Source organism: Maribacter sp. MJ134 (assembly GCF_003970695.1).
GTDB lineage: Bacteria > Bacteroidota > Bacteroidia > Flavobacteriales > Flavobacteriaceae > Maribacter.
In genome coordinates this window covers 1,905,705-1,928,406 of record NZ_CP034570.1, presented here as the reverse complement: position 1 = coordinate 1,928,406, position 22,702 = coordinate 1,905,705, and the positions used below count along the sequence as shown (strand labels likewise).

Sequence of the window (22,702 nt, the reverse complement as noted above, 5' to 3'; positions counted from 1 at the left end):
GTTGAAAATTTATTCCTCCATAGTCTTGAGGCTCTTAGGTTTGCGTTTGTTCAAATGAAGAATATAAGTCGCATTTACACCAATATGCAAGCCTCCGGGTCTAAAATGAAAATTATTAGGATTAAAATTATATATAGCAATATCATCAAAGCTCTTACTATTGGTAAACGAGAAGTGCATAATTAAATCTCCTACTTCCCAATTTACACCAAGTCCAAAAAGATTATACCCTTCTTCATCTTCATTGCGTCCCAATAGATACCCGTACTCACCGGCTAAGGATACATGATTACTTAATTTATACCGGCCTCCAAACCCTAAAAGGAATAAATTATTCTTATCATTTACAGGTTGGTTGGTACCCGTTCTTATATAGCTCGGGGAAAATTGTAGAGAAAGGTTTTTATTAAATTTTCTAGCTATGATAACTTGGCTTATATAAGATAATCGGTCAGAAGAATTTTCGGGTAGTGTGAAGGTTCCAAAATCTCTAGTAAAATAGGATAGTCCTTGTACCAAGGTAATCCCCAATGGAACGTTTTTATCTTCTCGCTGTCTAACTAATCTATATTTTGCAAAACTATTGAAATTTCCATCTACGGAACCTACGCCCGCTCCTAGTGTAAAACGGTCGGAAAATGAATATTGCATGCCAAAATATCCAGAAAACCTATCAGCACCAAAACTTTGGCTGTCATCATTGTTGGGAACGTTCCAATAGCGTGTGCCTAGCAGAAATTCTAGTGTTCCTTTTTTTCTAGTTTCTACGGACTGTGTTAACACCACTCTATTACCTTTAAAGGTGGCTTGCGTGTACATAGGTATATCTGGAGTTTCATTCTCGATAATATCCAGTAAGTCCTGCGCCTTTATTCCTAATATTCCAAATAGAAAAAGAGCTAGGGTCGTTAAGAGTGATAGTTTATTATTCATAAGGTGCGTATTCAAACCTGAACATTACTTGTATTTCTTTCGATATGTTAGGAACAAGTAGGGGGGGTACAGTAATTGCGAAATCGGCTATATTTACATTGAAATCCCCTTCCAAAACAAAAGTGTCGGTACTGGTTTGGACCATAGTTTTTATTTCAACAGGTTTTTGAACCCCATGAAAATCCATTATACCTTTGATAAATATTGGGGCATCATTCAATTCTTCACCTTTTAAAGCATCTGTTGTTCCTGAAAATGTTAGTTTAGGATAAGTATCTGACTCTACGTAACTTTCGTTAAAGTGCTCTTCCATCAGAGCCTTTTTGAATACAAAGGCACGCATCAACATTTGCACTGCTATTTCACCACTTTCACGGTCTATGATGCTTATCACTTGGTTATTGGTGGCCTCTATATTCTCGACAGCAGTATAAGAGAAGAAAGAAACTTTTCCTTGACGCGCAATAATCTTATCACTTTGGCCAAAAATACTCCCGTGTAGTAGGAATAAGAAAAGCGCGAGATTAATTGTTTGATTTTTCATTGATTGGTATGCAATTTAACATTATTACGTCTAAAAGATACCCTTTGCAGATACCTTTTAGTGTTACAGTATCTCCTGTGGTAAAGGTGTTGATAGTTTTAGTTGTTGAAGAGGACATATCGCACATAACGAAATTATCGTTAAAAACTTTGCTCTCTAAAAGAATGGTATGTCTCTCATTTATGAAGGAAATCTCCTTGATAACTCCGGTTACCGATATGACCTGATTGACGTAGATAGAGTTCGCCTTTGGTTCATCGTTTTGAAAAAAAACAATTAAGTCACCTGCATTAAAATTATTTACAGCGGTGATTTTTGAAACATCTTGAGGTGTATGCTGTTGAAACTTTAAATAACCCAAAATACAAAAGACTAGCATGGCTGCTAGTAAAATTTTGTAGATAAAGGTTTTTTTATACATATCTCAAATCAAATTTATAAAAAACGGGCAAGCTTGTATGGGATTTGCTTACCCGCTTTTTTCATAGCAACAATGTTTCCCATCGTCAATGCAAAGTAATGATAGTATGGGTAAAATATCAGCAAGAATAGGGTGGAAGAGGAAATATAGACCTTAAAAGTGAATTTTAAGTAGATAAAATAGTAGGCACTATCTCTAGTTCCGTAATTTAATTTTAATCTTAAATTTTTAAAATATTGAAAAACAGGAAGAGAGAATCACTTACGTTCCACTTTTTTATTCTTCATCCTGATTACGATGTCGACTTCCTTTAGATGTCTTAATAAATAATAAACCCAAACAAATTTAAGTAGAGCTCTTGCTATTTATACGCTAGCAAGCCTTGCCGTGAGCATCCTTGATAGATACGCTTTGAAAATAAGAAAGCATCACATGCAATTTAAGTAAGAATGCATAGACTTCATTTTGGGATTGGCTGCGCCCTTCCCTCAAAGCTCTGCTTTGAAAAAAGTTCAAACAAAAAAACTCTCAAGCAAGCTTGGCGTTTTTTCTAATCGAACTATTTGTTCGTGACCTCGACAGGATTACCTTCGGTTTTCCCTTGAACTCACATGTGAGAATAGGAAGTTCATATCGCCTAAAATGGCGATATGATTTTTCATTTCAATCCATTTACATAAGCTTGACGCTTTTAACATTTCTTGAAACGAAAAATCCACTCCTTTGGGGAGTGGACTTTCTGTTTTAAGTGACCTCGACAGGATTGTTTCACATCCTTTGTGCTCCTTTCTGAAAATGCAGTCCTGCATTGCTCAGGCAATACGGTTTTGAAATTTTATGTTGTTTACAAAAGCTTCTCGCTTTTGACACTTTCTAAAATAACAAAACCCTGTATTTTAATACAGGGCTTGCGCTTTAAGTGACCTCGACAGGATTCAAACCTGTAACCTTCTGAGCCGTAATCAGATGCGCTATTCAGTTGCGCCACGAGGCCAATATACCCTTTATATAAGGGGATGCAAATATATTTCTTTTTACATTTACCGCAAAATTAAGAACAGCATAATAAATGAATATTGATAGCTATGTAAGGGATGTCCCTGATTTTCCAAAGAAAGGGATTGTTTTTAAGGATATTACTCCATTATTAAAAGATAAAAGAGCCCTTACCTATACGTCTGCGGCACTTTCAGATTTATTAAAGGGCACATCTGTTGATATCGTGGTAGGCATGGAGAGCAGAGGGTTTATCTTTGGACCTATGCTCGCAGAAAAACTAGGGGCTGGTTTCGTGCCTGTTCGTAAACCTGGTAAGTTGCCTTCTAATACCATTAACGAGTCTTTTTCATTGGAATATGGCTCGGATACTTTAGAAATACATATTGATGCCATTAAAAAAGGAGATAAAGTACTTATTCATGACGATGTCATTGCCACGGGAGGAACCGCTAAAGCTGCCTGTAAACTTGTGGAAAGGCTAGGGGGAGAAGTGGTTCGATTAAATTTTTTAATTGAATTAGAATTCCTTAATGGTAGGGAACAATTACAAGAATATACGATACAGTCGTTACTTAAATACTAATCCAAGGCGTTAGTGGTAACGAAATAGCGCCAACCTATTATCGCCATCTGTAATTTGGAGGCTTTGGAAAGGTCTAATTGCCGCTTTGCAAAGGAGGGAAGTACCGTCTTGTTCAACTTGGCCAATAGTTTAAAAAGCGTTTTTTTCAAAAGTTGGTTTTTTTCAAAAATACAAAATTATAATGCGGCCATGGGCCGCGTTCTGTTTATGTTGACTTGCGCTTAGCTATTAAAATAATCTAGAAGCTCAATACTAATAGGGATAGCAACAAGTAAACCAAAATCTTTATTAGCGTTATCATACATCATAGTTTTAGGTTATACAAAAGTTGACTGCAATCGATTATTTAAATAAGATATGAGAGAAGCATGTCCGGACACAAATAATTTATGTTAAATCAATATAATTGGATACATATATGTAAGCTTATAAATTAGAATGGTTATAATAATTATCATATCCTCTATGATAAGATTTCATTTTTTTATTATAAACCACTAAATTGATTTCATATGACAATAATTGTAGGCGTGTTTTATGGGGTATTCTAATTTGTAAGGGACTTTTCCTTTTAATTTTGGCCCTATTTCCACTTTTCATTCTTTCCAATGCAAAAGACCTGCCTTGTGTAAGGACAGGTCTTAAAGTGGTCTTAACGTTAAAAATGTGCGCTATTCTTTCTTTGTGGTTATTTCAATAACACCATTCTTAGCTTTTTTTCCGTATTTTTCTTTTGCAGCTGCTCCCTTAATAACATTGATATTGGCAATCTTGTCGGTGCCCAGCTTTTTCATTGCTTTCCTATCTGCGTTTTCACCATCAATTATATATAGGGGTTCATCCTTTTTATTTCCAGAAAGGAAAATGGATTTTTTCTTCACTACTACCTTCACATCCTCATCATTTTCTGTATCTGTGTGTATGTAAACACTTTTATCACCATCTTTAGTTTTGCTTCGGTAAATTTTAACGCTCTTTTTATCAGAGGTTTCGTCGTCGTCTGAAATGAATACCAGTGAGCTGTCATCCATTTGTATGTCCATATCTTCAAATTCATCCTCTTTCAGCTCTTTACCATTAAGGGTTACTATTTTTTTGCCTTTAACTTTTTTAACGATAATTTCCTTTGATTCGGACGCGTCGTCATCAGAAATCCAGACCATGCTGGTGCTATTGCTGGTTTTGAGATCGGTCTGCTTACCTCTGCCAATACTTATAGTACTCTTGTCCGTGTCCACGAAGATAAAGACCGGTTCAATAGCATCTTTATCAGCTCTTTCCTGTCCGTCACTATTATAAGTGGCCGTTGAAATTGTACCATTTACCAGTTCTAGTTCTATAGCGATGATTTCACGAGCATCGTTTCTAACGGTGGTATAGGAAAAATCAATGTTCTCTTCCGCTAAATCAGCCTTCATTTGAAGTAGTTGACCATCAGTGGTATTTTTATTAATGACTAATTCTATTACTGCCGCAGATGCATCGGATTTCTCAGTTTCAATTTTGGGAGCTAGCGATTTACGAGTATTAGTCAAGGGTATAAAGCTTGCAGGGTTGATGGCTTTTTCGGATTTTAATATCTCAAAATGCAAATGTGGACCTGTAGACTTACCGGTGCTTCCCACATGACCTATGGCGTCGCCAGTTCGTACTGTTTCTCCTTTGGCCACCGTTCTGTCTTTTAGATGCATATACTTGGTGCTATACCCGCCAGTATGTTCAATAACGATATAATTTCCTTTGCTCTCATCTTTATTGCTGGTTTTTACGATTCCTTTGGCACTTGCTGATACCGGTTTACCACTCTTGGTAACCAAATCAATACCAGTGTGATTCTCTATTTTCTTTGTGAAGGGACTTCTCATTGGCCCAAAATCAGAAGAAACTCTGATAAGGTCTTCAGTTTTTATGGGATTTTGAAACTTCGGGACCTCAAGATCTAGTGAAATTGATGATTCGTTCTCTGAAAATTTCACAATTTCCTTAGCATTGAACCCTACTAGGAATAGTCCTAGAAATGGCAGAACTATTAAAAATTTAAGGAGATTAATTCGTTTGGATTGATTTCGATTTAACATGACTATTCGTTTTTTGATGATTGAATTAAAAAATGGATTTACGATGTTGATTTTGTGGTGTTCTGTAGCTTGTTTCAGCATTAGATACTGATAGGCTCTTTTGTCTTCTCCATCTTCACATGTTCCAGCATCGGCTAAAAATTCTAGGTTTTGCTTTATCAGATTTTTATAGAACCATATGGCAGGGTTGAACCACATTAGAATAAGTGTAATTTCCGTGAAAAGGATGTCTAAAGAATGCATTCCTCTAGCGTGCATTTTCTCGTGAGAAATAATAGTGCGCAATTCCCGATGGGAAAACTGGTTTGGATAGTAAAATATATGCTTAAAGAACGAGAAAGGAGAAATGGCCGAACTCGTTTTTACATGAGAAAACTCATCTTCCAGAACTACATCACTATTCTTTTTGAGGACATGGATAGTTCGTAATTGAATTATAAGTCTAATAGCGAAGTAGATTACGCCAATTAGATAAATAGTGACAATCAAGTTTATCCAACTTAAGGAAACGGAAGATGCATTGGCCATTACTATATTTTCCATGTTCGCCGTATCTATTGTTGATATGGCAGGTCGGGGGACATATATGATTTTCGTAATGTTTACAAATGGCAGAAGTAAAGAAGTTAAAAGCCCCATTATTAAAAAAAAGCGGTTGCTACCAAAGAAGGTCTCCTTTCTTAAAAAAAGATGGTAGGACCCTAAAAAAAGCAGTAGAATAACAGAGGACTTCATAAGATGTTCTAAAAACAGTTCCATTATTTTTTCTTTTCAATAAGGTTAATAATCTCTTTTAAGTCCTCAACGGAGATTTTCTCCTCCTTGGCAAAGAAGGATACCAGGTTCTTATAAGAATTGTCAAAGTAGTCCACCATGCTAGAATTGACAAACTTTTGTCTGTAATCCGCCTTACTTACTATAGGAAAGTACCTATATGTTTTTCCAAAAGCTTCGTGGCCAACGTAGTTTTTTTCTTCTAGGTTCCTTACAATAGTGGATAGCGTGTTGTAATGAGGTTTATCGCCAGCTATCTGCTCCATGATTTCTTTTACGAAGGCCCTTTCTAGAGTCCAAAGGATTTTCATTATTTCCTCTTCCTTATTCGTGAGTTTTTCCATTATCAGTATTTGTTAGAGCAAACGTATAACTATTTTTATAGTTATACAACTATATTTGCAGTTATTTAACTATTTATTTAGTTTTAATAGCGGGCAGCGAATAGAGTAGTTCACAGTATTATGAGCAATACTTCTCCTATATTTGTTGAAAACCGATTTAATGCAAGACTTTTTATATGTGGTTGGAGGTTTGTTGCTTTTGATAGCAGGTGGTAATTGGCTGTTGAAATCTGCCGTAGATCTTTCCTTAAAACTGAACATACCTAAAATTGTTATTGGTATGACTGTCGTTTCCTTCGCAACCTCCGCTCCGGAATTAATCGTTAGTATTAACGCTGCGCTAGACGGCTTTCCCGACCTGGCCTTAGGTAATGTAGTGGGGTCCAATATCGCCAACTTAGGACTTGTTTTAGCCATTACCGTATTGCTGAGTCCCATTAGTGTAAAGCGAAGTTTTTATACAACGGACTGGCCGGTGATGATGTTAGCTTCGCTTTTGTTTTTTGGATTTATCTATTTTGATGGTATACTGGAGCAATATGAGGGTATAATAATGGTAGTCTGCCTTTTCTTATTTCTGGTATATCTGCTCCGCTTTCAAAAACCTGCGGTAGATGAAGAAGAAGATGTAGTGACCATAGCACTTCCAATATACAAGACCTTTCTTTTTCTAGGTTTGGGAGGTATTGCTCTTTGGGGAGGGTCGGAATTATTGATAAATGGAGCCGTAGGTATGGCAACGGTCTTTGGGGTTAGTGAAAGGGTAATAGCAATTACCGTAGTTTCCGTTGGCACGAGCATTCCCGAATTGGCAGCGTCAATAATAGCGGTTATTAAAAAAGAAAAGGCCATTTCTTTAGGGAACCTTATTGGTTCCAATATATTTAATTTATTAGCCGTGCTTGGCATCACAGCTATCATAACGCCAGTAAAAGTAGTAGATGATGGTCTGTTAAGTAACGATATATTTTGGATGTTGGGAATTTCCTTTATTATTCTACCTCTGGTATTCATTCCAAAAGGGCTTCGTTTAGGTTGGCGAGATGGTTTAATTCTCGTGGGAATTTACCTATCTTTTGTATATATTACGATTAGTTGACCAAATCATCTATATGCAAGTATTCTTCAAACAATTAATGTTTTGTTATTTACTGTTGAAGTCTTGCACTATACTACACGCACAAGATTCAGAATTTTTGAGCGGTAAAGTAATCGACGAAAAGACCGAAGAGCCCATAATTTTCGCTACTGTACGTATAAAAGGTAAGGCCAAAGGAGTAATTACCAATATGGATGGGAGTTTCAAGATACCTTCATTTTTTAAAAAAGAAGGAGATACCCTATTGATATCATCCATGGGTTATGTCTCAACTCCCATTGCATTATCTGATGTCGTTTATGATAAAGTGAATATTATTAGATTAAAACCTAACATAGTTACGTTGAACGAGGTTGTTGTTAGGGCGAACAAAAAACGGGGAATCAGACGTAATTTATCAGCCAGGACAATTGTTGAGATGGCAATTAAAAATTTATCTAAAAATTTATCTCAAAACCCCTATTCCTATGTTGGTTATTACAGAGATTATCAAATCAAGGATGGTAATTATGTAAATCTAAATGAGGCAATCTTAAAAGTAGTCGACCAAGGTTTTTATGCCAAAGACTTTGAAACATCTAAAATTAAAATATTCGATTATAAGAAAAATACTGACTTCCAAAGAGATACCTTAGGAGCGATAGCATATGATTATAAAAGTAAAAAGAAAGTTATTTCAAACGCATTCTTAAAAGGGTATGGCGGTAATGAATTTGTTATTCTTAGAATTCATGATCCTGTAAGAAATAGAAATGTAAATACTTTTGATTTTGTAAATGTATTTGAATACGATTTTGTGGACAACCATAGCTTTCAAAAAGAAGGAGAAATGGTTTTCAATGATGATTTGTTTTATAAGGTTTCTCTTAAAAATTTAGAACCGAACAGTGGTTTTCAGGTAGCAGGAAGTTTGTATGTCAATAAAAGTAGTTTTGCGATTAAAAAGTTTGATTACATTATTAACTACCCAAAGAGAAAAACAAAAAAAAATAAAAGTTCTAATGAAACCTTACTAGACATAAAACTCGAATATATGGAGAAAGATAATTTAATGTATTTAAATTACCATTCCATGCGCAACGGTTTTGAAGTTGCTTTGCCTCCTGAGTTTTATGTAGAAGAAGCGTTGATTAACTTTAATAAAGCTTGCTTCGTGCTAACTTTCAATAATGAATTAGGTGAAAAGGAGGTTTTTAGAAAATCTAATTATAAACTAAGATATAAAGGTAAAAGAATCAAAATCAGAAAATTAGTCGTGTTGGGAAAAGAAGTGTTACTATATGCTGATGGCGACAAAAGGGCGAGTAAACTAATGTTCGAAACCTTAAAACCTAAATATCGAGATTCTGAAATTGACTCTGAGTTATTGAAAATTGTAGTTAAGAATGTAGAAGATGTAAATGGAAATATCGTCTACGAAAAAAAGTTTTCAAGTAGGATGCAGTTTAGAGAATTTTTTGTTCAACAATTAGAAACCAAAAATACGACTGTACCTACGGATTCATTAGTAATGAAAAAAGATTTTCCAATTTTTGAGAATCAACCCATTGTTAAACCGGATAATTTTGGAGACTACTGGATGAATACGCCCTTGCAGCCCATTAAAAACTAAAAAACCGACTTAACAATAGTTAAGCCGGTTTATAGCAACAATTAATTCGGTTTATTAAACTTTCGCTGTTTTAACTGTTTTTATAATTCTGGCGGCAATCTTATAAGGATCACCATTTGAAGCTGGTCTTCTATCTTCTAACCATCCTTTATATCCTTTCTCAACTGCAATAATTGGAATACGGATAGAGGCACCTCTATCAGAAACACCCCAAGAGAAATCTGTAATGGCAGCTGTTTCATGATCTCCCGTCAAACGTTGATCGTTGAATTCACCATAAACGGCGATATGTTCTTTTACGTATGGGCGGAAAGCTTCACAAATGGTTGCGTAGGTTTCTTTTGAACCACAAGTTCTTAACGTGGTGTTAGAGAAGTTTGCATGCATACCAGAACCGTTCCAGTCCATATCCTTACCTAAAGGTTTTGGGTGATATTCAATATAGTAACCATACTTTTCCGTTAGTCTGTCCAATAAATATCTGGCAATCCAGATTTCATCACCAGCTTTTTTAGCACCCTTGGCGAATAGTTGAAATTCCCATTGACCGGAAGCAACCTCTTGGTTAATACCTTCAAAGTTTAAACCAGCTTCTATACAAAGATCGGCGTGCTCTTCAACCAAATCTCTTCCGTGCGTATTTTTTCCGCCCACAGAACAGTAATACATTCCTTGTGGTGCAGGGTAACCACCGATAGGGAAACCTAAGGGTAATTGTGTAGCAGTGTCCATTATAAAATATTCTTGCTCAAAACCGAACCAGAAATCATCATCTTCATCATCAATAGTGGCTCTACCATTTGAAACATGAGGAGTTCCATCTGCATTCATAACTTCTGTCATTACCAACCATCCGTTGATTCTTGCCGGATCCGGATAAATAGCTACAGGAACTAATAAGCAGTCAGAGGAACCACCTTCGGCTTGTCTTGTAGAAGACCCGTCAAAAGACCAGTTTCCTAGCTCCTCTAACGTTCCTTTAAAATCTTCGTGTTCTTCTACTTTTGTTTTACTTCTCAAGTTTTGGGTCGGAAAATAACCATCCAACCATATATACTCTAATTTAACTTTAGCCATATTTTCATGTTATAAATTAATAATAAAAAGACAGACAAAAATATGTTTTTTATGGAATTATATGAATTTTTACGGGGGTAATTCGTTATAAATGAGAATATTTTAGATACACCCCCATTTTTTGGCGGGTATTTTGTGATATTTCTATTTTAAGAACGTAATTTTGTGGAATTAATAATTCATTTGGGGTCATATGTCAGTACAAAGGTCAGCGGCAATAGCGGAAAGTCATAGAAGAAAAGCAATCGCTATTGAAGAAAAAGGAAGAAGGTCAGACTTGTTCGGAGTAAATGTTTTTAACGAAAAGAGAATGCTTCAATATCTTACCAAAGATGCATTGGCAAGTGTTAGGGATGCTATTTTTTCGGGTTCTAAAATTGACCGTAAAATCGCGGACCAGGTAGCGGAAGCTATGAAAGGTTGGGCCATTTCCATGGGTGCCACACATTATACACATTGGTTTCAACCTTTAACCGGAGCTACAGCAGAAAAGCACGATGCTTTTTTCGATTTATTGCCAGATGGTACAGCTCTTGAAAAGTTTGGAGGCGGACAGTTGGTGCAGCAAGAACCAGACGCGTCAAGCTTCCCTAGTGGCGGTATCCGCAATACTTTTGAAGCACGGGGTTATACCGCTTGGGACCCGACATCCCCGGCATTTATCTATGGTACTACCTTATGCATTCCTACTATTTTCGTTTCCTACACGGGAGAGGCGTTGGATAACAAGGCGCCGCTGTTGAGAGCTTTGCACGCCGTGGATGAAGCAGCGACAGCAGTGGCTAAATATTTTGATAAGAACGTTGCCAAAGTAAACGCCACTTTAGGTTGGGAGCAAGAATATTTTTTGATAGATAAGGCCCTTGCACATTCTAGGCCTGATATTATTATGACTGGTAGAACCCTAGTAGGAAATAACGCTGCGAAGGGACAACAGTTAGATGATCATTATTTCGGTGTTATCCCAAGTAGGGTGCTCAGTTTTATGAGCGATTTAGAAAAGGAATGTACCAAGTTGGGTATACCGGTAAAAACCCGTCATAATGAGGTTGCGCCGAACCAGTTTGAGTTGGCCCCGGTCTTTGAAGAGGCTAATTTAGCCGTAGATCACAACCTTTTATTGATGGATGTGATGGATAAAATTGCGGATAAGCATCAGTTTAAAGTGCTTTTTCATGAAAAACCATTTTCAGATATCAATGGCTCAGGCAAACATAATAACTGGTCCTTGGCTACAGATACCGGCGTCAATCTTTTGAGTCCGGGCTCTACGCCCATGAAGAACCTCCAGTTCCTTACGTTCTTCATTAACACTATCAAGGCGGTAAACACTTATGAGGAACTCTTACGCTCCTCTATAGCTTCGGCCAGTAATGATCACAGGCTAGGTGCAAACGAGGCACCACCTGCTATTTTTTCCATATTTATCGGAAAGCAGTTAAGTAGTGTGCTTGATGAACTGGAAGGAGTGAGCCAAGGTAAACTATCACCCGAGGAAAAGACGGAACTGAAGCTAAATGTAGTTGGGAAGATTCCGGAAATATTATTGGATAATACAGACCGTAATAGAACTTCTCCGTTCGCTTTTACAGGTAATAAGTTTGAAATGCGCGGGGTAGGGGCAAAGACCAATTGTGCTAAACCCATGACCATCTTAAACACCATTGTTGCAAAGCAACTTAAGGATTTTAAAAAGGAGGTAGATGTCTTAATAGATAAAAAGAACCTTAAGAAGGATGAGGCCATATTCAATACCCTTAGGGAATATATAAAGACCTCTAAGCGGATTCGTTTCGATGGCGACGGTTACAGTAAAGAATGGGAGAACGAAGCAAAAAAGAGAAAACTAAGTAATAATAAAAATACCCCGGATGCTTTAAATATACTGACCTCAAAAGAGAGTCTGGCTTTATTTAAGACGATGAAGGTGATGAGTGATGTTGAAGTGGGCGCAAGGGTGGAAGTTGAATTGGAGGCCTACATATTACACCTTCAGATTGAAGGTAGAGTGTATAGTGATTTGGTATACAGTAGCGTTATTCCTGCCGCAATTGCCTATCAGAATAAATTGATAACAAACGTTTCTGGTCTTAAGGAAATTTACGGAGCTGCCCATAAGAGTTTTTCTGTAGGTCAACTAACCATGATAGAGGAAATTGGAGAGCACTTAAATGAGCTCAAAAAACTCACAGATGCAATGACCGAGGCCAGAAAGAAAGCAAATGTTATTAAGGAAAGTAAAAAGAGAGCGGTAGCCTACTGTGAGAACGTAAAACCTTATTTTGATAAAATTCGATTACATTCCGATAAGCTAGAGAAGCTTATTGAAGACCAATTATGGCCATTGACTAAATACAGGGAGCTATTGTTCATTAAATAGCAATTACTTTCGCTTGCTAAATTCTGATTTTAAATCAATTCTCCTATTTTTGTCGTAAAGAAATTATATGTCCTCATCCACGAGCGAAAGATACAGTCAAAGGGGCGTTTCCGCCTCTAAAGAAGATGTACACAATGCCATAAAGAACATAGACAAAGGCCTGTTTCCAAAAGCTTTTTGTAAAATAGTTCCTGATTATTTAACGGGAGATGAGGATTACTGCCTTGTTATGCACGCAGACGGCGCGGGTACCAAATCCTCATTGGCCTATATGTACTGGAAAGAGACGGGAGATCTATCCGTTTGGAAAGGAATCGCACAAGATGCTCTTATCATGAACATTGATGATTTAATCTGTGTGGGGGCAACGGACAATATTATGCTATCCTCAACAATAGGAAGAAACAAAAATAAAATTCCGGGAGAAGTGTTATCCGCAATTATCAACGGCACGGAAGAACTCATTAAAGACTTATCGTCCTACGGTATCTCCATACGCTCCACAGGAGGTGAAACTGCCGATGTTGGGGATTTGGTCAGGACAATTATCGTGGACTCTACGGTAACCGCTAGATTAAGAAGGGACAAAGTCATTGATAACGCTAATATTAAAGCGGGAGATGTAATCGTTGGGTTAGCTTCCTACGGGCAATCCACGTACGAAAAAGAATATAATGGAGGCATGGGAAGTAACGGACTTACTTCCGCACGACATGATGTTTTCGCAAAATACTTGGCGGACAAATTTCCTGAGAGTTATGATGCCGAGGTTCCCTCTGATTTGGTCTATTCCGGCGCAACCAAACTAACGGATAGCGTGGCTGATGCTCCCCTGGACGCAGGAAAGCTAGTGCTTTCTCCTACGAGAACTTATGCGCCCATCGTAAAGCAAATACTATCACGATATACCAGCGACGATATTCACGGAATGGTTCATTGTAGCGGAGGTGCGCAAACAAAGATTCTTCACTTTATCGATAATCTTCATATCATCAAGGATAACCTTTTCGAGGTTCCGCCGTTGTTCAGGCTCATTCAGGAGCAATCGGGAACGGATTGGAAGGAAATGTATCAGGTTTTTAACTGTGGTCACCGCTTAGAGATTTATGTAAATCCGGAGATGGCACAGGATTTGATTACAATATCAAAAGAGTTTAATGTGGATGCCAAGATAATTGGTAGGGTCGAGGCTTCCTCAACAAAAAAACTCACTATTGCCAGCCCGTACGGTACCTTTATATACTAAGGCATACGATAAGAAGTAATACTACGTTGTTTATTATAAATATGTAGTTATGGAAAGAAAGCAATTTTTAAAGAGTTTAGGCGCCGGTGCGGCCTTCGCCATTACATTTCCCTGTTTGGGAGGTTGTGGTAAAGATGATGGTATAGATGGAAACCTGGTAGATCCACCAACAGGCATTGATTTTACGGTAGACTTAAACTCTGCCGAGGCTGCCAACTTAGAAAATAACGGCGGCTTTATTCTTAAAAGTTTGGTCGTAGTGGTTAAGAATTTAGAGGGGGAGTTCGTTGCTGCTACCCAAGTTTGCAGTCATCAAAATTATGATCAAGTAAGATTTGTAAATCAGAACGGAGGTATTTTCTTTTGCGATGTCCATGGATCTAGATTTGACCAAACGGGAGCACCTTTAAATACCATTCCCAATAGTGTCGCAAAGCCATTAAAGATATATAACACGGAACTGAACGGAAGTTTACTCCGCGTTTTTGAATAGTATACACAACGTCCCAAATTATTGAATTTTGAAACTAAAGCTCCTCATCTGCCTTTTTGTAATTCCACTTTGTGCGTTATCGCAAGATTGGGAGGAAAGTTACGAGCATTCAATTTCTAGGTCCAAGAATACGAACAAACCAATTCTTCTTGTTTTTGCCGGATCTGATTGGTGCGCCCCATGCATAAAATTAGATAGATTATTGTTTCAATCTCAAGAGTTTAAGGAGTATGCAGACAAGAATTTGATTTTGTTCAAGGCCGATTTTCCTAGGACAAAAAAGAACCGATTACCACTTCAGAAAGAACAAGTAAACAAGCAGTTAGCGCAGAAATTTAATTCCAAAGGTTATTTTCCCTTGGTCCTTTTATTGGATAAGGACGAGACTGTTTTAGGAAGCTTTGCCTACGAAAATCAAGAAGCCGAAGAATACATTTCACTTTTAAATTCCTTTCAAAAGTGAAAACTGTTTTATCCATAGTAGTTCTATTTTTCGTTACAACCGTGTTCAGTCAAAGTAAGGATTATGTCACGGTTAAAAAGTCATTGAAACTTATGGGTAGCCGTTTTGATATTACGGTAGTTTCAGTTGATGAAGATTTGGGTTACATATATATTCAAGAGGCGATAGGAGAAATAAGAAGAATAGAAAAAATGATTTCTTCATGGGATGCGTCTTCTGAAACTACTCTAATAAACAAAAACGCTGGGATAAAACCGGTAAAAGTAAGTTTAGAGCTTTTTAAGTTGATAGAGCGGTCCAAACAGATATCGGAAATAACGGATGGTGCTTTTGATATTTCATATTCCTCGATGGATAAGATTTGGAAGTTTGATGGTTCTATGACGACAATGCCAACGAACCAAGAGATTAGGGAATCGGTTTCCAAAGTGGGCCACAAGAATATTATTCTTAACAGTTTGGATAACACTGTTTTTTTGAAGTATAAAGGAATGAAAATATCGTTTGGGGCGATCGGTAAGGGATATGCTGCGGATAAGGCAAAAGAACTCCTGGTCTCTAAACAAGTGCCTGCAGGTATCATTAATGCGTCCGGGGATTTAACGACATGGGGAACTAAGGCTAGTGGAGAGAAGTGGTTAATCGGGATAGCCAATCCGTTAAGTAAGGACAAAATTTTCTCGTGGCTGCCCATATTGGAATCTTCTGTAGCCACTTCTGGAAATTACGAGAAGTTCGTAACGATCAATGGTAAAAAATATACCCACATCATAGACCCGAGAACTGGATATCCATCAGCGGGTATCAATAGTGTTTCCGTTTTTGCCAAAAGTGCCGAACTTTGTGATGCCTTGGCTACAGCAATTTTTATAATGGGTAAAAATGCTGGTCTTTCCCTTGTGAACCAATTGGGAGGTACAGAGGTGATTATTGTGGATAGCGCGAACAAAATTCATAAAAGTGGTGGAATCCTTTTCGACAATAATCCTTAACTTCAAACTATGAACAGATTGTTTTTTTTATTAATGTTCTTGGTGTTTTGCACTTCCTGCGTTGCGGTAAAGGAGTATGATAAAGCGTATTTGAACGATGAGGAAATGCAATTATCCGCCAGAAACGCAGAACGATTTGAAACCAATTTTCAAATATACAGGGAAGCCTCTGCAGGCGCCAACGGCGGCAAAACAGGAGGTGGCTGCGGTTGTAATTAAATGAAACCCAAAGTTCTGTTTGGAACTTTGCTGGTTGAATTTACCCTGAGCGTAGTCGAAGGGTCCTCGTTTTGGGAAGCACCAAGACTGTAACCCAAAGTTCTTTTTAGAACTTTGCTGGTTGAATTTACCCTGAGCGTAGTCGAAGGGTCGGCGTTTCGGGGAGCACTGAAACTATAACCCAAAGTTTTTTTTAGAACTTTGTTGGTTGAATTTACCCTGAGCGTAGTCGAAGGGTCGGCGTTTCGGGGAGCACTGAAACTATAACCCAAAGTTCTGTTTAGAACTTTGCTGGTTGAATTTACCCTGAGCGCAGTGGAGCTGTATGAAAAAGCGGAGTGGCTTATTTAATTTTAAATAAAATTTTACTGAAACCTAATCAAGTACCTTGGGAAATTTAAAAACTGTTCCGCTGATTTTTTTTCTATGTGCTTTTTCAATTTTTGGACAGGACAACACTACCTATACCAAAAGAGTTTTGGAAGCCACAGAGATTAACCTGCTTTTTAACTATTACGGTCAGGACGGTGAAAATGCTGCGGTGACCGGAGGAGAGGGTACCGAACAGCTGACCGATGCAACTTCCACTATTGTTGTAAAAATTCCCGTCAATCCAGATGATGTACTAACAGTAGATGCAGGGATATCTGCCTACACTTCGGCTTCATCGAGCAACGTGAACCCCTTGGACGGCAATCCAAACAATAATACCAGTCCCTTCAGTGCTTCTTCCGGAGCTTCAAGACAAGATGTGCTCGCGTATTTTAACCCATCCTACCAACACAGTTCAGAAGACCGAAATTCCATTGTAAGTGCAAATGCTTACATCTCATCGGAATACGATTATTTCTCCGTTGGTTTCGGTGCGGGATACACACGTTTGTTCAATGAAAAGAATACGGAAATTGGGCTCAGTGCAAATGTATTTTTGGATCAATGGAATCCACAATATCCTATAGAGCTAAGAAATGGCTTTGCAGATGCTAGAATTTCCGGACCTGGCACGTACAGCTCTAATTTTACCGTTTTTGAAAACGAAAACCGGAACTCTTATGCCCTTTCCTTGTTCTTTTCCCAGATTCTTGGTAAGCGATTACAGGGTTCTGTATTCTTAGATTTGGTTTGGCAACAAGGTTTGCTGAGCACCCCTTTTCAGAGAGTGTATTTTGGTGACGTCGCAGATTTTTTCATTGAAGATTTTCAGTTGGCGGATGATGTAGAAAGACTACCGGATAGTCGTTTTAAAATCCCTATCGGCGCACGTTTAAATTATTTTGCAGGAGACCGGTTCGTATTACGCTCCTATTACCGTTTCTATACAGATGATTGGGGTATTACCTCACATACGGCCAATCTAGAGATTCCTATTAAACTAAGTGATTCTTTTACGCTCTATCCCTCCTACAGGTATTATGTGCAGATTGCGGCAGATTACTTTTATACCAAAGAAGGTGCAACTTCTGTGTTGGATTTTTATACTTCGGATTACGACCTGTCGGACTACAATGCTCACCAGTACGGTATTGGCGCCCGTTACAAGGATATTTTTACCAAGGCCAAAGTATTTATGTTCGGGCTTAAAACGATAGATTTACGGGTAAATGCCTATGATAGAAGTGATGGTCTTAACGCCTTTATTTTTACTTTAGGAACTACTTTTGTAACTGATTAATGCTTTCCCTTTCAATGCAATAGTGAGACGTTTTCAGTAAGATTTTTTGAAATTGATTTTTTAACAATACGATTGAGCAAGCCTAAAGCTTCTACAAAATTATTGTAAATTCGCAGGACAAGTGATGCATACCTATGATAGATAAATTAAACATTGTAAAACAACGTTTTGATGAGGTGTCCGACCTAATCATTCAGCCGGATATCATAACGGATCAGAAGCGTTATGTGCAATTGACGAAGGAGTATAGTGATCTTAAGGCACTTGTTGCCAAGCGAGATGAATATTTGGAGTTGACAGGTAATGTTGAGGAAGCGGAGGAGATAATTTCTGACGGGAGTGATGCCGAAATGTTGGAAATGGCAAAAATGCAGTTGGAAGAAGCAAAATCAAGATTGCCGATTCTGGAAGATGAGATTAAATTTATGCTTATTCCCAAAGACCCAGAGGATGCTAAAGATGTCGTTGTAGAAATCAGAGCAGGAACAGGTGGTGACGAGGCCAGTATTTTTGCGGGAGACCTTTTTAGAATGTACACAAAGTACTGCGAGAGCAAAGGATGGAAAACCAATGTCATAGATTTAAGTGAAGGTACTAACGGTGGATACAAGGAAATTCAGTTTGAAGTTACCGGCACCGATGTTTATGGAACCTTAAAGTTTGAAGCCGGCGTCCACAGGGTGCAGCGAGTTCCGCAAACCGAAACCCAAGGAAGAGTGCATACCAGTGCTGCAACCGTAATGGTATTACCAGAGGCGGAAGATTTTGATGTGCAAATAGACCCCAAAGACGTTAGAATAGATTTTTTCTGTTCTTCAGGACCTGGTGGACAATCTGTGAATACAACTTATTCCGCGGTACGTTTAACGCACATCCCAACAGGTCTGGTGGCACAGTGCCAAGATCAAAAATCGCAGCATAAAAACAAGGATAAGGCTTTTAGGGTTTTGCGCTCAAGACTCTATGATCTGGAATTGGCCAAGAAACAAGAGGAAGACGCCGCCAAAAGAAGCTCTCAGGTTAGTAGTGGTGACCGTTCCGCAAAAATTAGAACTTATAATTATCCGCAGGGTAGGGTTACCGATCATAGAATAGGTTTAACCTTGTACGATCTTTCTAATATTATTGATGGTGACATCCAAAAAATCATTGATGAACTTAGTCTTGTAGAAAATACAGAAAAGCTAAAAGAAGCATCAGAGATTTTTTAATAATTTATACATCTCCTCCCATAATTGCAATATGACTACCAAAGCACTCATTGACCAAATTCATAAGAAAAAGTCCTTTTTGTGTATTGGTCTGGATACAGATTTAGATAAAATACCAGAACATCTTTTACAGGAGGAAGACCCCATTTTTTCGTTTAACAAAGCCATTATTGATGCCACACACCACCTTTGCGTAGCCTACAAGCCAAACATTGCTTTTTACGAGGCATACGGAATAAAGGGTTGGATGGCACTAGAGAAAACGATTACCTATCTCAATGCAGAATATCCGGAAATTTTTACCATTGCCGATGCAAAACGGGGCGATATCGGAAACACCTCAACGAGATATGCTAAAGCTTTTTTTGAAGATTTGAATTTTGATTCCATCACCATTGCTCCCTACATGGGCAAGGACTCCGTTGAACCTTTTTTGGCTTTTGAAGATAAACATACGATTCTACTCGCATTAACCTCAAATGTGGGTGCGTACGATTATCAAACCAAAAAAATCGATGGGGTGGAACTTTATAAAGAAGTTCTTGAAACATCAAGACATTATGAAGGCTCAGAAAATTTAATGTATGTGGTAGGAGCCACTAAAGCGGAATACTTGGCGGAAATAAGGAAAATAATTCCCGATAGTTTTTTGTTAGTTCCAGGTGTAGGTGCCCAAGGAGGTAGCCTTAAAGAGGTATGTACGTATGGAATGACACCCTCCGTAGGATTGTTGGTAAACTCCTCTAGAGGTATTATTTATGCCTCAAAAGACAAGGATTTTGCGAGCGCAGCTCAAAACAAGGCCAGAGAGCTTCAAACCCAAATGAGTGAAGAACTTTCAAAAATTGAATAGTCTCTAAACCAAGCTATCTAAAGCTTTTTGAATTTTTTTTGCCTTCTGTTCAAAAAATTCTCCCAATTTTGTGTCGGAATACTTCATGTTAGCGGCCTTATCCAAGAAGTTTTGATACTGATACTCTAACATAGTAATGGCATCTGCCTTTGCTGCTATCGGTGTTACCGACCCTACTTTACAATATTGCTTTTCCATAATAAAGATTTGTTCTAACAAAGATACGTTGCAAAAGAGGGTTTAGATGTTTGGGTGATAGCTATACAACTAATAATCAGGTAATTTGTCTTTTTTTTAACAAAAGTGATAGGAATTCTTTAAAAATAGCAAAACGGATAACTAATTTTCTTCGTAATAGTACTACAATTAGAAAAGATTCAATACATTGTGGGTTAGCCCTTATTTTGGGCAAAAGAGAGCATTGCTAAACTATACCAAATATATCAATGAGAATGCCCATAGCTGGGTTACCTTCGTTCATGGAGCGGGTGGTAGCTCATCTATATGGTTTAAACAGTTACGGGAGTTTAAAAAACATTTCAATGTGCTCTTGTTGGATTTAAGAGGGCACGGTAATTCAAAACCAAACTTAAAGGACACTTTTAATAGTGAATACACTTTTGACGCCATTACCGACGATATTGTGGAGGTCATCGATTTTGAGAATATAGAGCGATCCCATTACATAGGAATATCCCTTGGAACGATATTGATAAGGAATCTGGCCGAGAAACACCCTCATAGAGTAGAGACCATGATTATGGGCGGTGCCATTATGAAGCTTAATCTCCGTTCTCAAATTCTGATGAAACTGGGAGTAGTGTTCAAATCCATCATCCCTTATTTGTGGCTATATAAATTTTTTGCATTTGTTATAATGCCGAATAAAAACCATAAGGAGTCGAGGTCATTGTTCGTACGGGAAGCTAAGAAATTATATCAAAAAGAATTTATTAGATGGTTTAAGCTTACCTCCGAAATAAATCCATTACTTCGTTTCTTTAGGTCTGCAGACATTAAAATTCCTACGCTTTACGTAATGGGTGGAGAAGACTATCTTTTTTTACCATCGATACGAAAAATAGCTAATGCCCATGAGAATTCTAATTTGTTCATAATCGAAGATTGTGGCCATGTTGTCAACGTAGAACAGCCGAAATTGTTTAATAGAATGGTTATTGGTTATCTGGTCGGGATGGAAAATAGATAGTAATTATTGACTTGATATTTCTTACTGAAAGCAAGTATCGATAGTATAAGCGTAATAATGCAGCCCTGAGAGGATATTGATAGCTAATTCAAATAACCACTCTAAAAAATAAGACAGAAGTTCTTTTTTTTGAAGGTAGACTCAGAGCTGCTTTTTAATTACTCTTGATTTAGATTACGCTGTAAAGAAACACACTAACCCAAGTATAACGGGTAATTCCTATAAACATTTCCCTTTACCGATGAATTTTTACCTATTTTTTACTCTGTTTGCTTACGCCTTCCTTAAAACCATAGTCTTTGATAGCTTTCTATAATAGTTATGTCATGCAAAAACCCTTCTGTTCCTAGGTTTTTCTTCTTAACCGTCAATGGCAATAGGTATAGAATTCCTTATCGGCTAAGTTTTTGTTTGCGGCTTGGTTGAGGTTCTCAGATCAGCGTATTTTCAATCCATTATTAGGATTAAAAAGCTCCAACGCTTGCCTTAAAGTAAATGTTGGCTTTCCGTATAATGCCTCGTAGGCTTGCCCCGATGTCATTTACTGGATCTTGGCGGAGCATATAACGATTTTGTTTTGGTATTGGCCCCAACGAAAATAGAGCCATCCTATCATTTGTTTCATGATAAGGATGACTCTAATTACTAAAATTAAAGATTGATGCAGTGGAAAGTGTATCTAAATCTATTAATTAATACAAGGTGACGGATTGGGTCCAAAAGGTCCTCTTACATCACCATCTGGCGTTTCTATCGTATAAATATGTTCCTCTTCAAAAGCACCACTTGTATAGGATATAACCAAGTTGGAAGTACCTGCGGGAACATCAACCTCAAAATTGGCCGCTGATCCTGCGGTGAAGGTATAGTCTGTGGTTACTCCGTCTATTTCAAAGGTTACGAACGCTCCGTCCCATCCGTCTCCGAAAAGGTCGGTCATATCAATGACCCATGTTCCTGCTAAAGTTGCATCCGTAATCGGGGAACATTTCACCAGTACTATAAAGTTGAACGCCTGTCGCTGCTCTGGCTGTCCCGTAACATTTGGGCTAAAATTATCGAATGTTACTACCGTGCCGTCCGTACCTGTCGCCGTACCCAAAAAGCGAATGAAATCACCACCCGAAATTTCATCGGTGCTGATACCTAAAGCATCTGCGATTTCCGTGTAGGGAATGGATATTTGACCTGGAAAATCGGTAAGTGTAGTCAATACAATGGCATCACTAGCAACTCCTCCAGATTCTCTACTAACCGCCAATTGCCAAGAAGCTACATTGTCCTCAAGCGCATCTACCTTGGCTACAAGCGAGCTTGATGCGATATCACCTGCGGCAACTATAGGTTCATCTACTATGATGCGTACAAAAGGAGATTTTGAATTATCCAGTTCCAATAGGTTAAGGGGGTTCTTATCTTCGTCTTCGCATGATGCAAACAGTATTGCCATCACTAAAAATCCTAGAATTGATCTTATTGTTATTTTCATCTTAATTTTC

22 protein-coding genes and 1 tRNA gene are annotated in these 22,702 nt (G+C 37.9%); 13 read left to right on the top strand and 10 right to left on the bottom strand.

All coding sequences use genetic code 11. The annotated features are described in order from the left end of the window. Nucleotides 1-9: 9 nt before the first annotated feature. From EJ994_RS08480 to EJ994_RS08465, 4 genes are all read right to left on the bottom strand, one after another. Nucleotides 10-933 (bottom strand): DUF5777 family beta-barrel protein, encoded by a 924-nt coding sequence (locus EJ994_RS08480; RefSeq protein ID WP_126592061.1) that lies wholly within the window; start codon nt 931-933, stop codon nt 10-12. Beyond that, a complete protein-coding gene (locus EJ994_RS08475) occupies nt 926-1,477 on the bottom strand; it encodes a YceI family protein (RefSeq protein WP_126592060.1) in 552 nt (183 codons plus the stop codon). Before EJ994_RS08475 ends, EJ994_RS08480 begins: the two co-directional genes overlap by 8 nt. After that, nucleotides 1,458-1,898 carry an OB-fold protein gene (locus tag EJ994_RS08470; RefSeq protein ID WP_126592059.1) on the bottom strand — a complete coding sequence of 147 codons (441 nt, stop codon included), beginning with the start codon at nt 1,896-1,898 and terminating at the stop codon, nt 1,458-1,460. Before EJ994_RS08470 ends, EJ994_RS08475 begins: the two co-directional genes overlap by 20 nt. Nucleotides 1,899-2,818: 920 nt before the next feature. Next, nucleotides 2,819-2,892: transfer RNA gene (locus tag EJ994_RS08465), tRNA-Arg, on the bottom strand. 75 nt (nt 2,893-2,967) lie between these two features. Between EJ994_RS08465 and EJ994_RS08460 the strand changes: the two genes are divergently transcribed. Then, on the top strand, nt 2,968-3,480 hold the full coding sequence (locus EJ994_RS08460) for an adenine phosphoribosyltransferase (protein WP_126592058.1): 513 nt from the start codon (nt 2,968-2,970) through the stop codon (nt 3,478-3,480). Here the strand turns inward: EJ994_RS08460 and EJ994_RS08455 are convergent. The 3 genes from EJ994_RS08455 to EJ994_RS08445 form a co-directional block, all read right to left on the bottom strand. Continuing rightward, entirely contained in the window at nt 3,477-3,629 is a 153-nt protein-coding gene (locus EJ994_RS08455) for an SsrA-binding protein (protein ID WP_126592057.1), read from the bottom strand. The two genes, EJ994_RS08460 and EJ994_RS08455, sit on opposite strands and share 4 nt — an antisense overlap. 522 nt (nt 3,630-4,151) lie before the next feature. Next, nucleotides 4,152-6,317 carry a M23/M56 family metallopeptidase gene (locus EJ994_RS08450; protein WP_126592056.1) on the bottom strand — a complete coding sequence of 722 codons (2,166 nt, stop codon included), beginning with the start codon at nt 6,315-6,317 and terminating at the stop codon, nt 4,152-4,154. After that, the gene (locus EJ994_RS08445; protein ID WP_126592055.1) at nt 6,317-6,676 is read right to left on the bottom strand and encodes a BlaI/MecI/CopY family transcriptional regulator; all 360 of its coding nucleotides are present in this window, start codon (nt 6,674-6,676) and stop codon (nt 6,317-6,319) included. The genes EJ994_RS08450 and EJ994_RS08445 overlap by 1 nt, the downstream gene beginning before the upstream one ends. A 160-nt stretch (nt 6,677-6,836) precedes the next feature. Between EJ994_RS08445 and EJ994_RS08440 the strand changes: the two genes are divergently transcribed. Then, nucleotides 6,837-7,775 (top strand): calcium/sodium antiporter, encoded by a 939-nt coding sequence (locus tag EJ994_RS08440; protein WP_126592054.1) that lies wholly within the window; start codon nt 6,837-6,839, stop codon nt 7,773-7,775. 97 nt (nt 7,776-7,872) lie between these two features. Then, nucleotides 7,873-9,387 (top strand): carboxypeptidase-like regulatory domain-containing protein, encoded by a 1,515-nt coding sequence (locus EJ994_RS08435; protein WP_164721440.1) that lies wholly within the window; start codon nt 7,873-7,875, stop codon nt 9,385-9,387. A gap of 54 nt (nt 9,388-9,441) precedes the next feature. On the opposite strand, the gene EJ994_RS08430 is transcribed toward EJ994_RS08435, so the two are convergent. Continuing rightward, entirely contained in the window at nt 9,442-10,464 is a 1,023-nt protein-coding gene (locus tag EJ994_RS08430; protein WP_126592052.1) for a glutamine synthetase beta-grasp domain-containing protein, read from the bottom strand. A gap of 193 nt (nt 10,465-10,657) precedes the next feature. Here EJ994_RS08430 and EJ994_RS08425 point away from each other — a divergent pair, with 193 nt between their 5' ends. From EJ994_RS08425 to pyrF, 9 genes are all read left to right on the top strand, one after another. After that, nucleotides 10,658-12,844 (top strand): glutamine synthetase III, encoded by a 2,187-nt coding sequence (locus EJ994_RS08425; protein WP_126592051.1) that lies wholly within the window; start codon nt 10,658-10,660, stop codon nt 12,842-12,844. A gap of 67 nt (nt 12,845-12,911) precedes the next feature. After that, on the top strand, nt 12,912-14,090 hold the full coding sequence (locus EJ994_RS08420) for an AIR synthase related protein (RefSeq protein WP_126592050.1): 1,179 nt from the start codon (nt 12,912-12,914) through the stop codon (nt 14,088-14,090). Between the two features lie 49 nt (nt 14,091-14,139). Continuing rightward, nucleotides 14,140-14,583 carry a ubiquinol-cytochrome c reductase iron-sulfur subunit gene (locus EJ994_RS08415; protein WP_126592049.1) on the top strand — a complete coding sequence of 148 codons (444 nt, stop codon included), beginning with the start codon at nt 14,140-14,142 and terminating at the stop codon, nt 14,581-14,583. Between the two features lie 28 nt (nt 14,584-14,611). Continuing rightward, complete coding sequence (locus tag EJ994_RS08410) at nt 14,612-15,046, top strand: thioredoxin family protein (protein ID WP_126592048.1); 435 nt, start codon at nt 14,612-14,614, stop codon at nt 15,044-15,046. Further along, the gene (locus EJ994_RS08405) at nt 15,043-16,038 is read left to right on the top strand and encodes an FAD:protein FMN transferase (RefSeq protein ID WP_241240882.1); all 996 of its coding nucleotides are present in this window, start codon (nt 15,043-15,045) and stop codon (nt 16,036-16,038) included. The genes EJ994_RS08410 and EJ994_RS08405 overlap by 4 nt, the downstream gene beginning before the upstream one ends. Nucleotides 16,039-16,047: 9 nt before the next feature. Beyond that, nucleotides 16,048-16,257 (top strand): DUF4266 domain-containing protein, encoded by a 210-nt coding sequence (locus tag EJ994_RS08400; protein ID WP_099572873.1) that lies wholly within the window; start codon nt 16,048-16,050, stop codon nt 16,255-16,257. Between the two features lie 388 nt (nt 16,258-16,645). Continuing rightward, nucleotides 16,646-17,929 carry a DUF3570 domain-containing protein gene (locus EJ994_RS08395; RefSeq protein ID WP_126592047.1) on the top strand — a complete coding sequence of 428 codons (1,284 nt, stop codon included), beginning with the start codon at nt 16,646-16,648 and terminating at the stop codon, nt 17,927-17,929. Between the two features lie 134 nt (nt 17,930-18,063). Continuing rightward, the gene (gene prfA / locus EJ994_RS08390) at nt 18,064-19,140 is read left to right on the top strand and encodes a peptide chain release factor 1 (RefSeq protein WP_099572875.1); all 1,077 of its coding nucleotides are present in this window, start codon (nt 18,064-18,066) and stop codon (nt 19,138-19,140) included. 31 nt (nt 19,141-19,171) lie between these two features. After that, on the top strand, nt 19,172-19,993 hold the full coding sequence (gene pyrF, locus EJ994_RS08385; RefSeq protein ID WP_126592046.1) for an orotidine-5'-phosphate decarboxylase: 822 nt from the start codon (nt 19,172-19,174) through the stop codon (nt 19,991-19,993). 3 nt (nt 19,994-19,996) lie between these two features. Here the strand turns inward: pyrF and EJ994_RS08380 are convergent, their stop codons facing one another. After that, a complete protein-coding gene (locus tag EJ994_RS08380; protein WP_126592045.1) occupies nt 19,997-20,191 on the bottom strand; it encodes a hypothetical protein in 195 nt (64 codons plus the stop codon). 223 nt (nt 20,192-20,414) lie between these two features. Between EJ994_RS08380 and EJ994_RS08375 the strand changes: the two genes are divergently transcribed. Beyond that, nucleotides 20,415-21,203, top strand: coding sequence for an alpha/beta fold hydrolase (locus tag EJ994_RS08375; RefSeq protein ID WP_126592044.1), 789 nt, complete (start codon nt 20,415-20,417; stop codon nt 21,201-21,203). A 688-nt stretch (nt 21,204-21,891) separates the two neighbouring features. On the opposite strand, the gene EJ994_RS08370 is transcribed toward EJ994_RS08375, so the two are convergent. After that, complete coding sequence (locus tag EJ994_RS08370) at nt 21,892-22,692, bottom strand: hypothetical protein (RefSeq protein WP_126592043.1); 801 nt, start codon at nt 22,690-22,692, stop codon at nt 21,892-21,894. Nucleotides 22,693-22,702: the final 10 nt, after the last annotated feature.

Bases quoted from the DNA above. Each gene is read 5' to 3' on its own strand.
- EJ994_RS08480 (WP_126592061.1), bottom strand. From the start codon at position 933: ATGAATAATAAACTATCACTCTTAACGACCCTAGCTCTTTTTCTATTT.
- EJ994_RS08475 (WP_126592060.1), bottom strand. From the start codon at position 1,477: ATGAAAAATCAAACAATTAATCTCGCGCTTTTCTTATTCCTACTACAC.
- EJ994_RS08470 (WP_126592059.1), bottom strand. From the start codon at position 1,898: ATGTATAAAAAAACCTTTATCTACAAAATTTTACTAGCAGCCATGCTA.
- EJ994_RS08460 (WP_126592058.1), top strand. From the start codon at position 2,968: ATGAATATTGATAGCTATGTAAGGGATGTCCCTGATTTTCCAAAGAAA.
- EJ994_RS08450 (WP_126592056.1), bottom strand. From the start codon at position 6,317: ATGGAACTGTTTTTAGAACATCTTATGAAGTCCTCTGTTATTCTACTG.
- EJ994_RS08445 (WP_126592055.1), bottom strand. From the start codon at position 6,676: ATGGAAAAACTCACGAATAAGGAAGAGGAAATAATGAAAATCCTTTGG.
- EJ994_RS08440 (WP_126592054.1), top strand. From the start codon at position 6,837: ATGCAAGACTTTTTATATGTGGTTGGAGGTTTGTTGCTTTTGATAGCA.
- EJ994_RS08430 (WP_126592052.1), bottom strand. From the start codon at position 10,464: ATGGCTAAAGTTAAATTAGAGTATATATGGTTGGATGGTTATTTTCCG.
- EJ994_RS08425 (WP_126592051.1), top strand. From the start codon at position 10,658: ATGTCAGTACAAAGGTCAGCGGCAATAGCGGAAAGTCATAGAAGAAAA.
- EJ994_RS08420 (WP_126592050.1), top strand. From the start codon at position 12,912: ATGTCCTCATCCACGAGCGAAAGATACAGTCAAAGGGGCGTTTCCGCC.
- EJ994_RS08415 (WP_126592049.1), top strand. From the start codon at position 14,140: ATGGAAAGAAAGCAATTTTTAAAGAGTTTAGGCGCCGGTGCGGCCTTC.
- EJ994_RS08400 (WP_099572873.1), top strand. From the start codon at position 16,048: ATGAACAGATTGTTTTTTTTATTAATGTTCTTGGTGTTTTGCACTTCC.
- prfA (WP_099572875.1), top strand. From the start codon at position 18,064: ATGATAGATAAATTAAACATTGTAAAACAACGTTTTGATGAGGTGTCC.
- pyrF (WP_126592046.1), top strand. From the start codon at position 19,172: ATGACTACCAAAGCACTCATTGACCAAATTCATAAGAAAAAGTCCTTT.
- EJ994_RS08380 (WP_126592045.1), bottom strand. From the start codon at position 20,191: ATGGAAAAGCAATATTGTAAAGTAGGGTCGGTAACACCGATAGCAGCA.
- EJ994_RS08370 (WP_126592043.1), bottom strand. From the start codon at position 22,692: ATGAAAATAACAATAAGATCAATTCTAGGATTTTTAGTGATGGCAATA.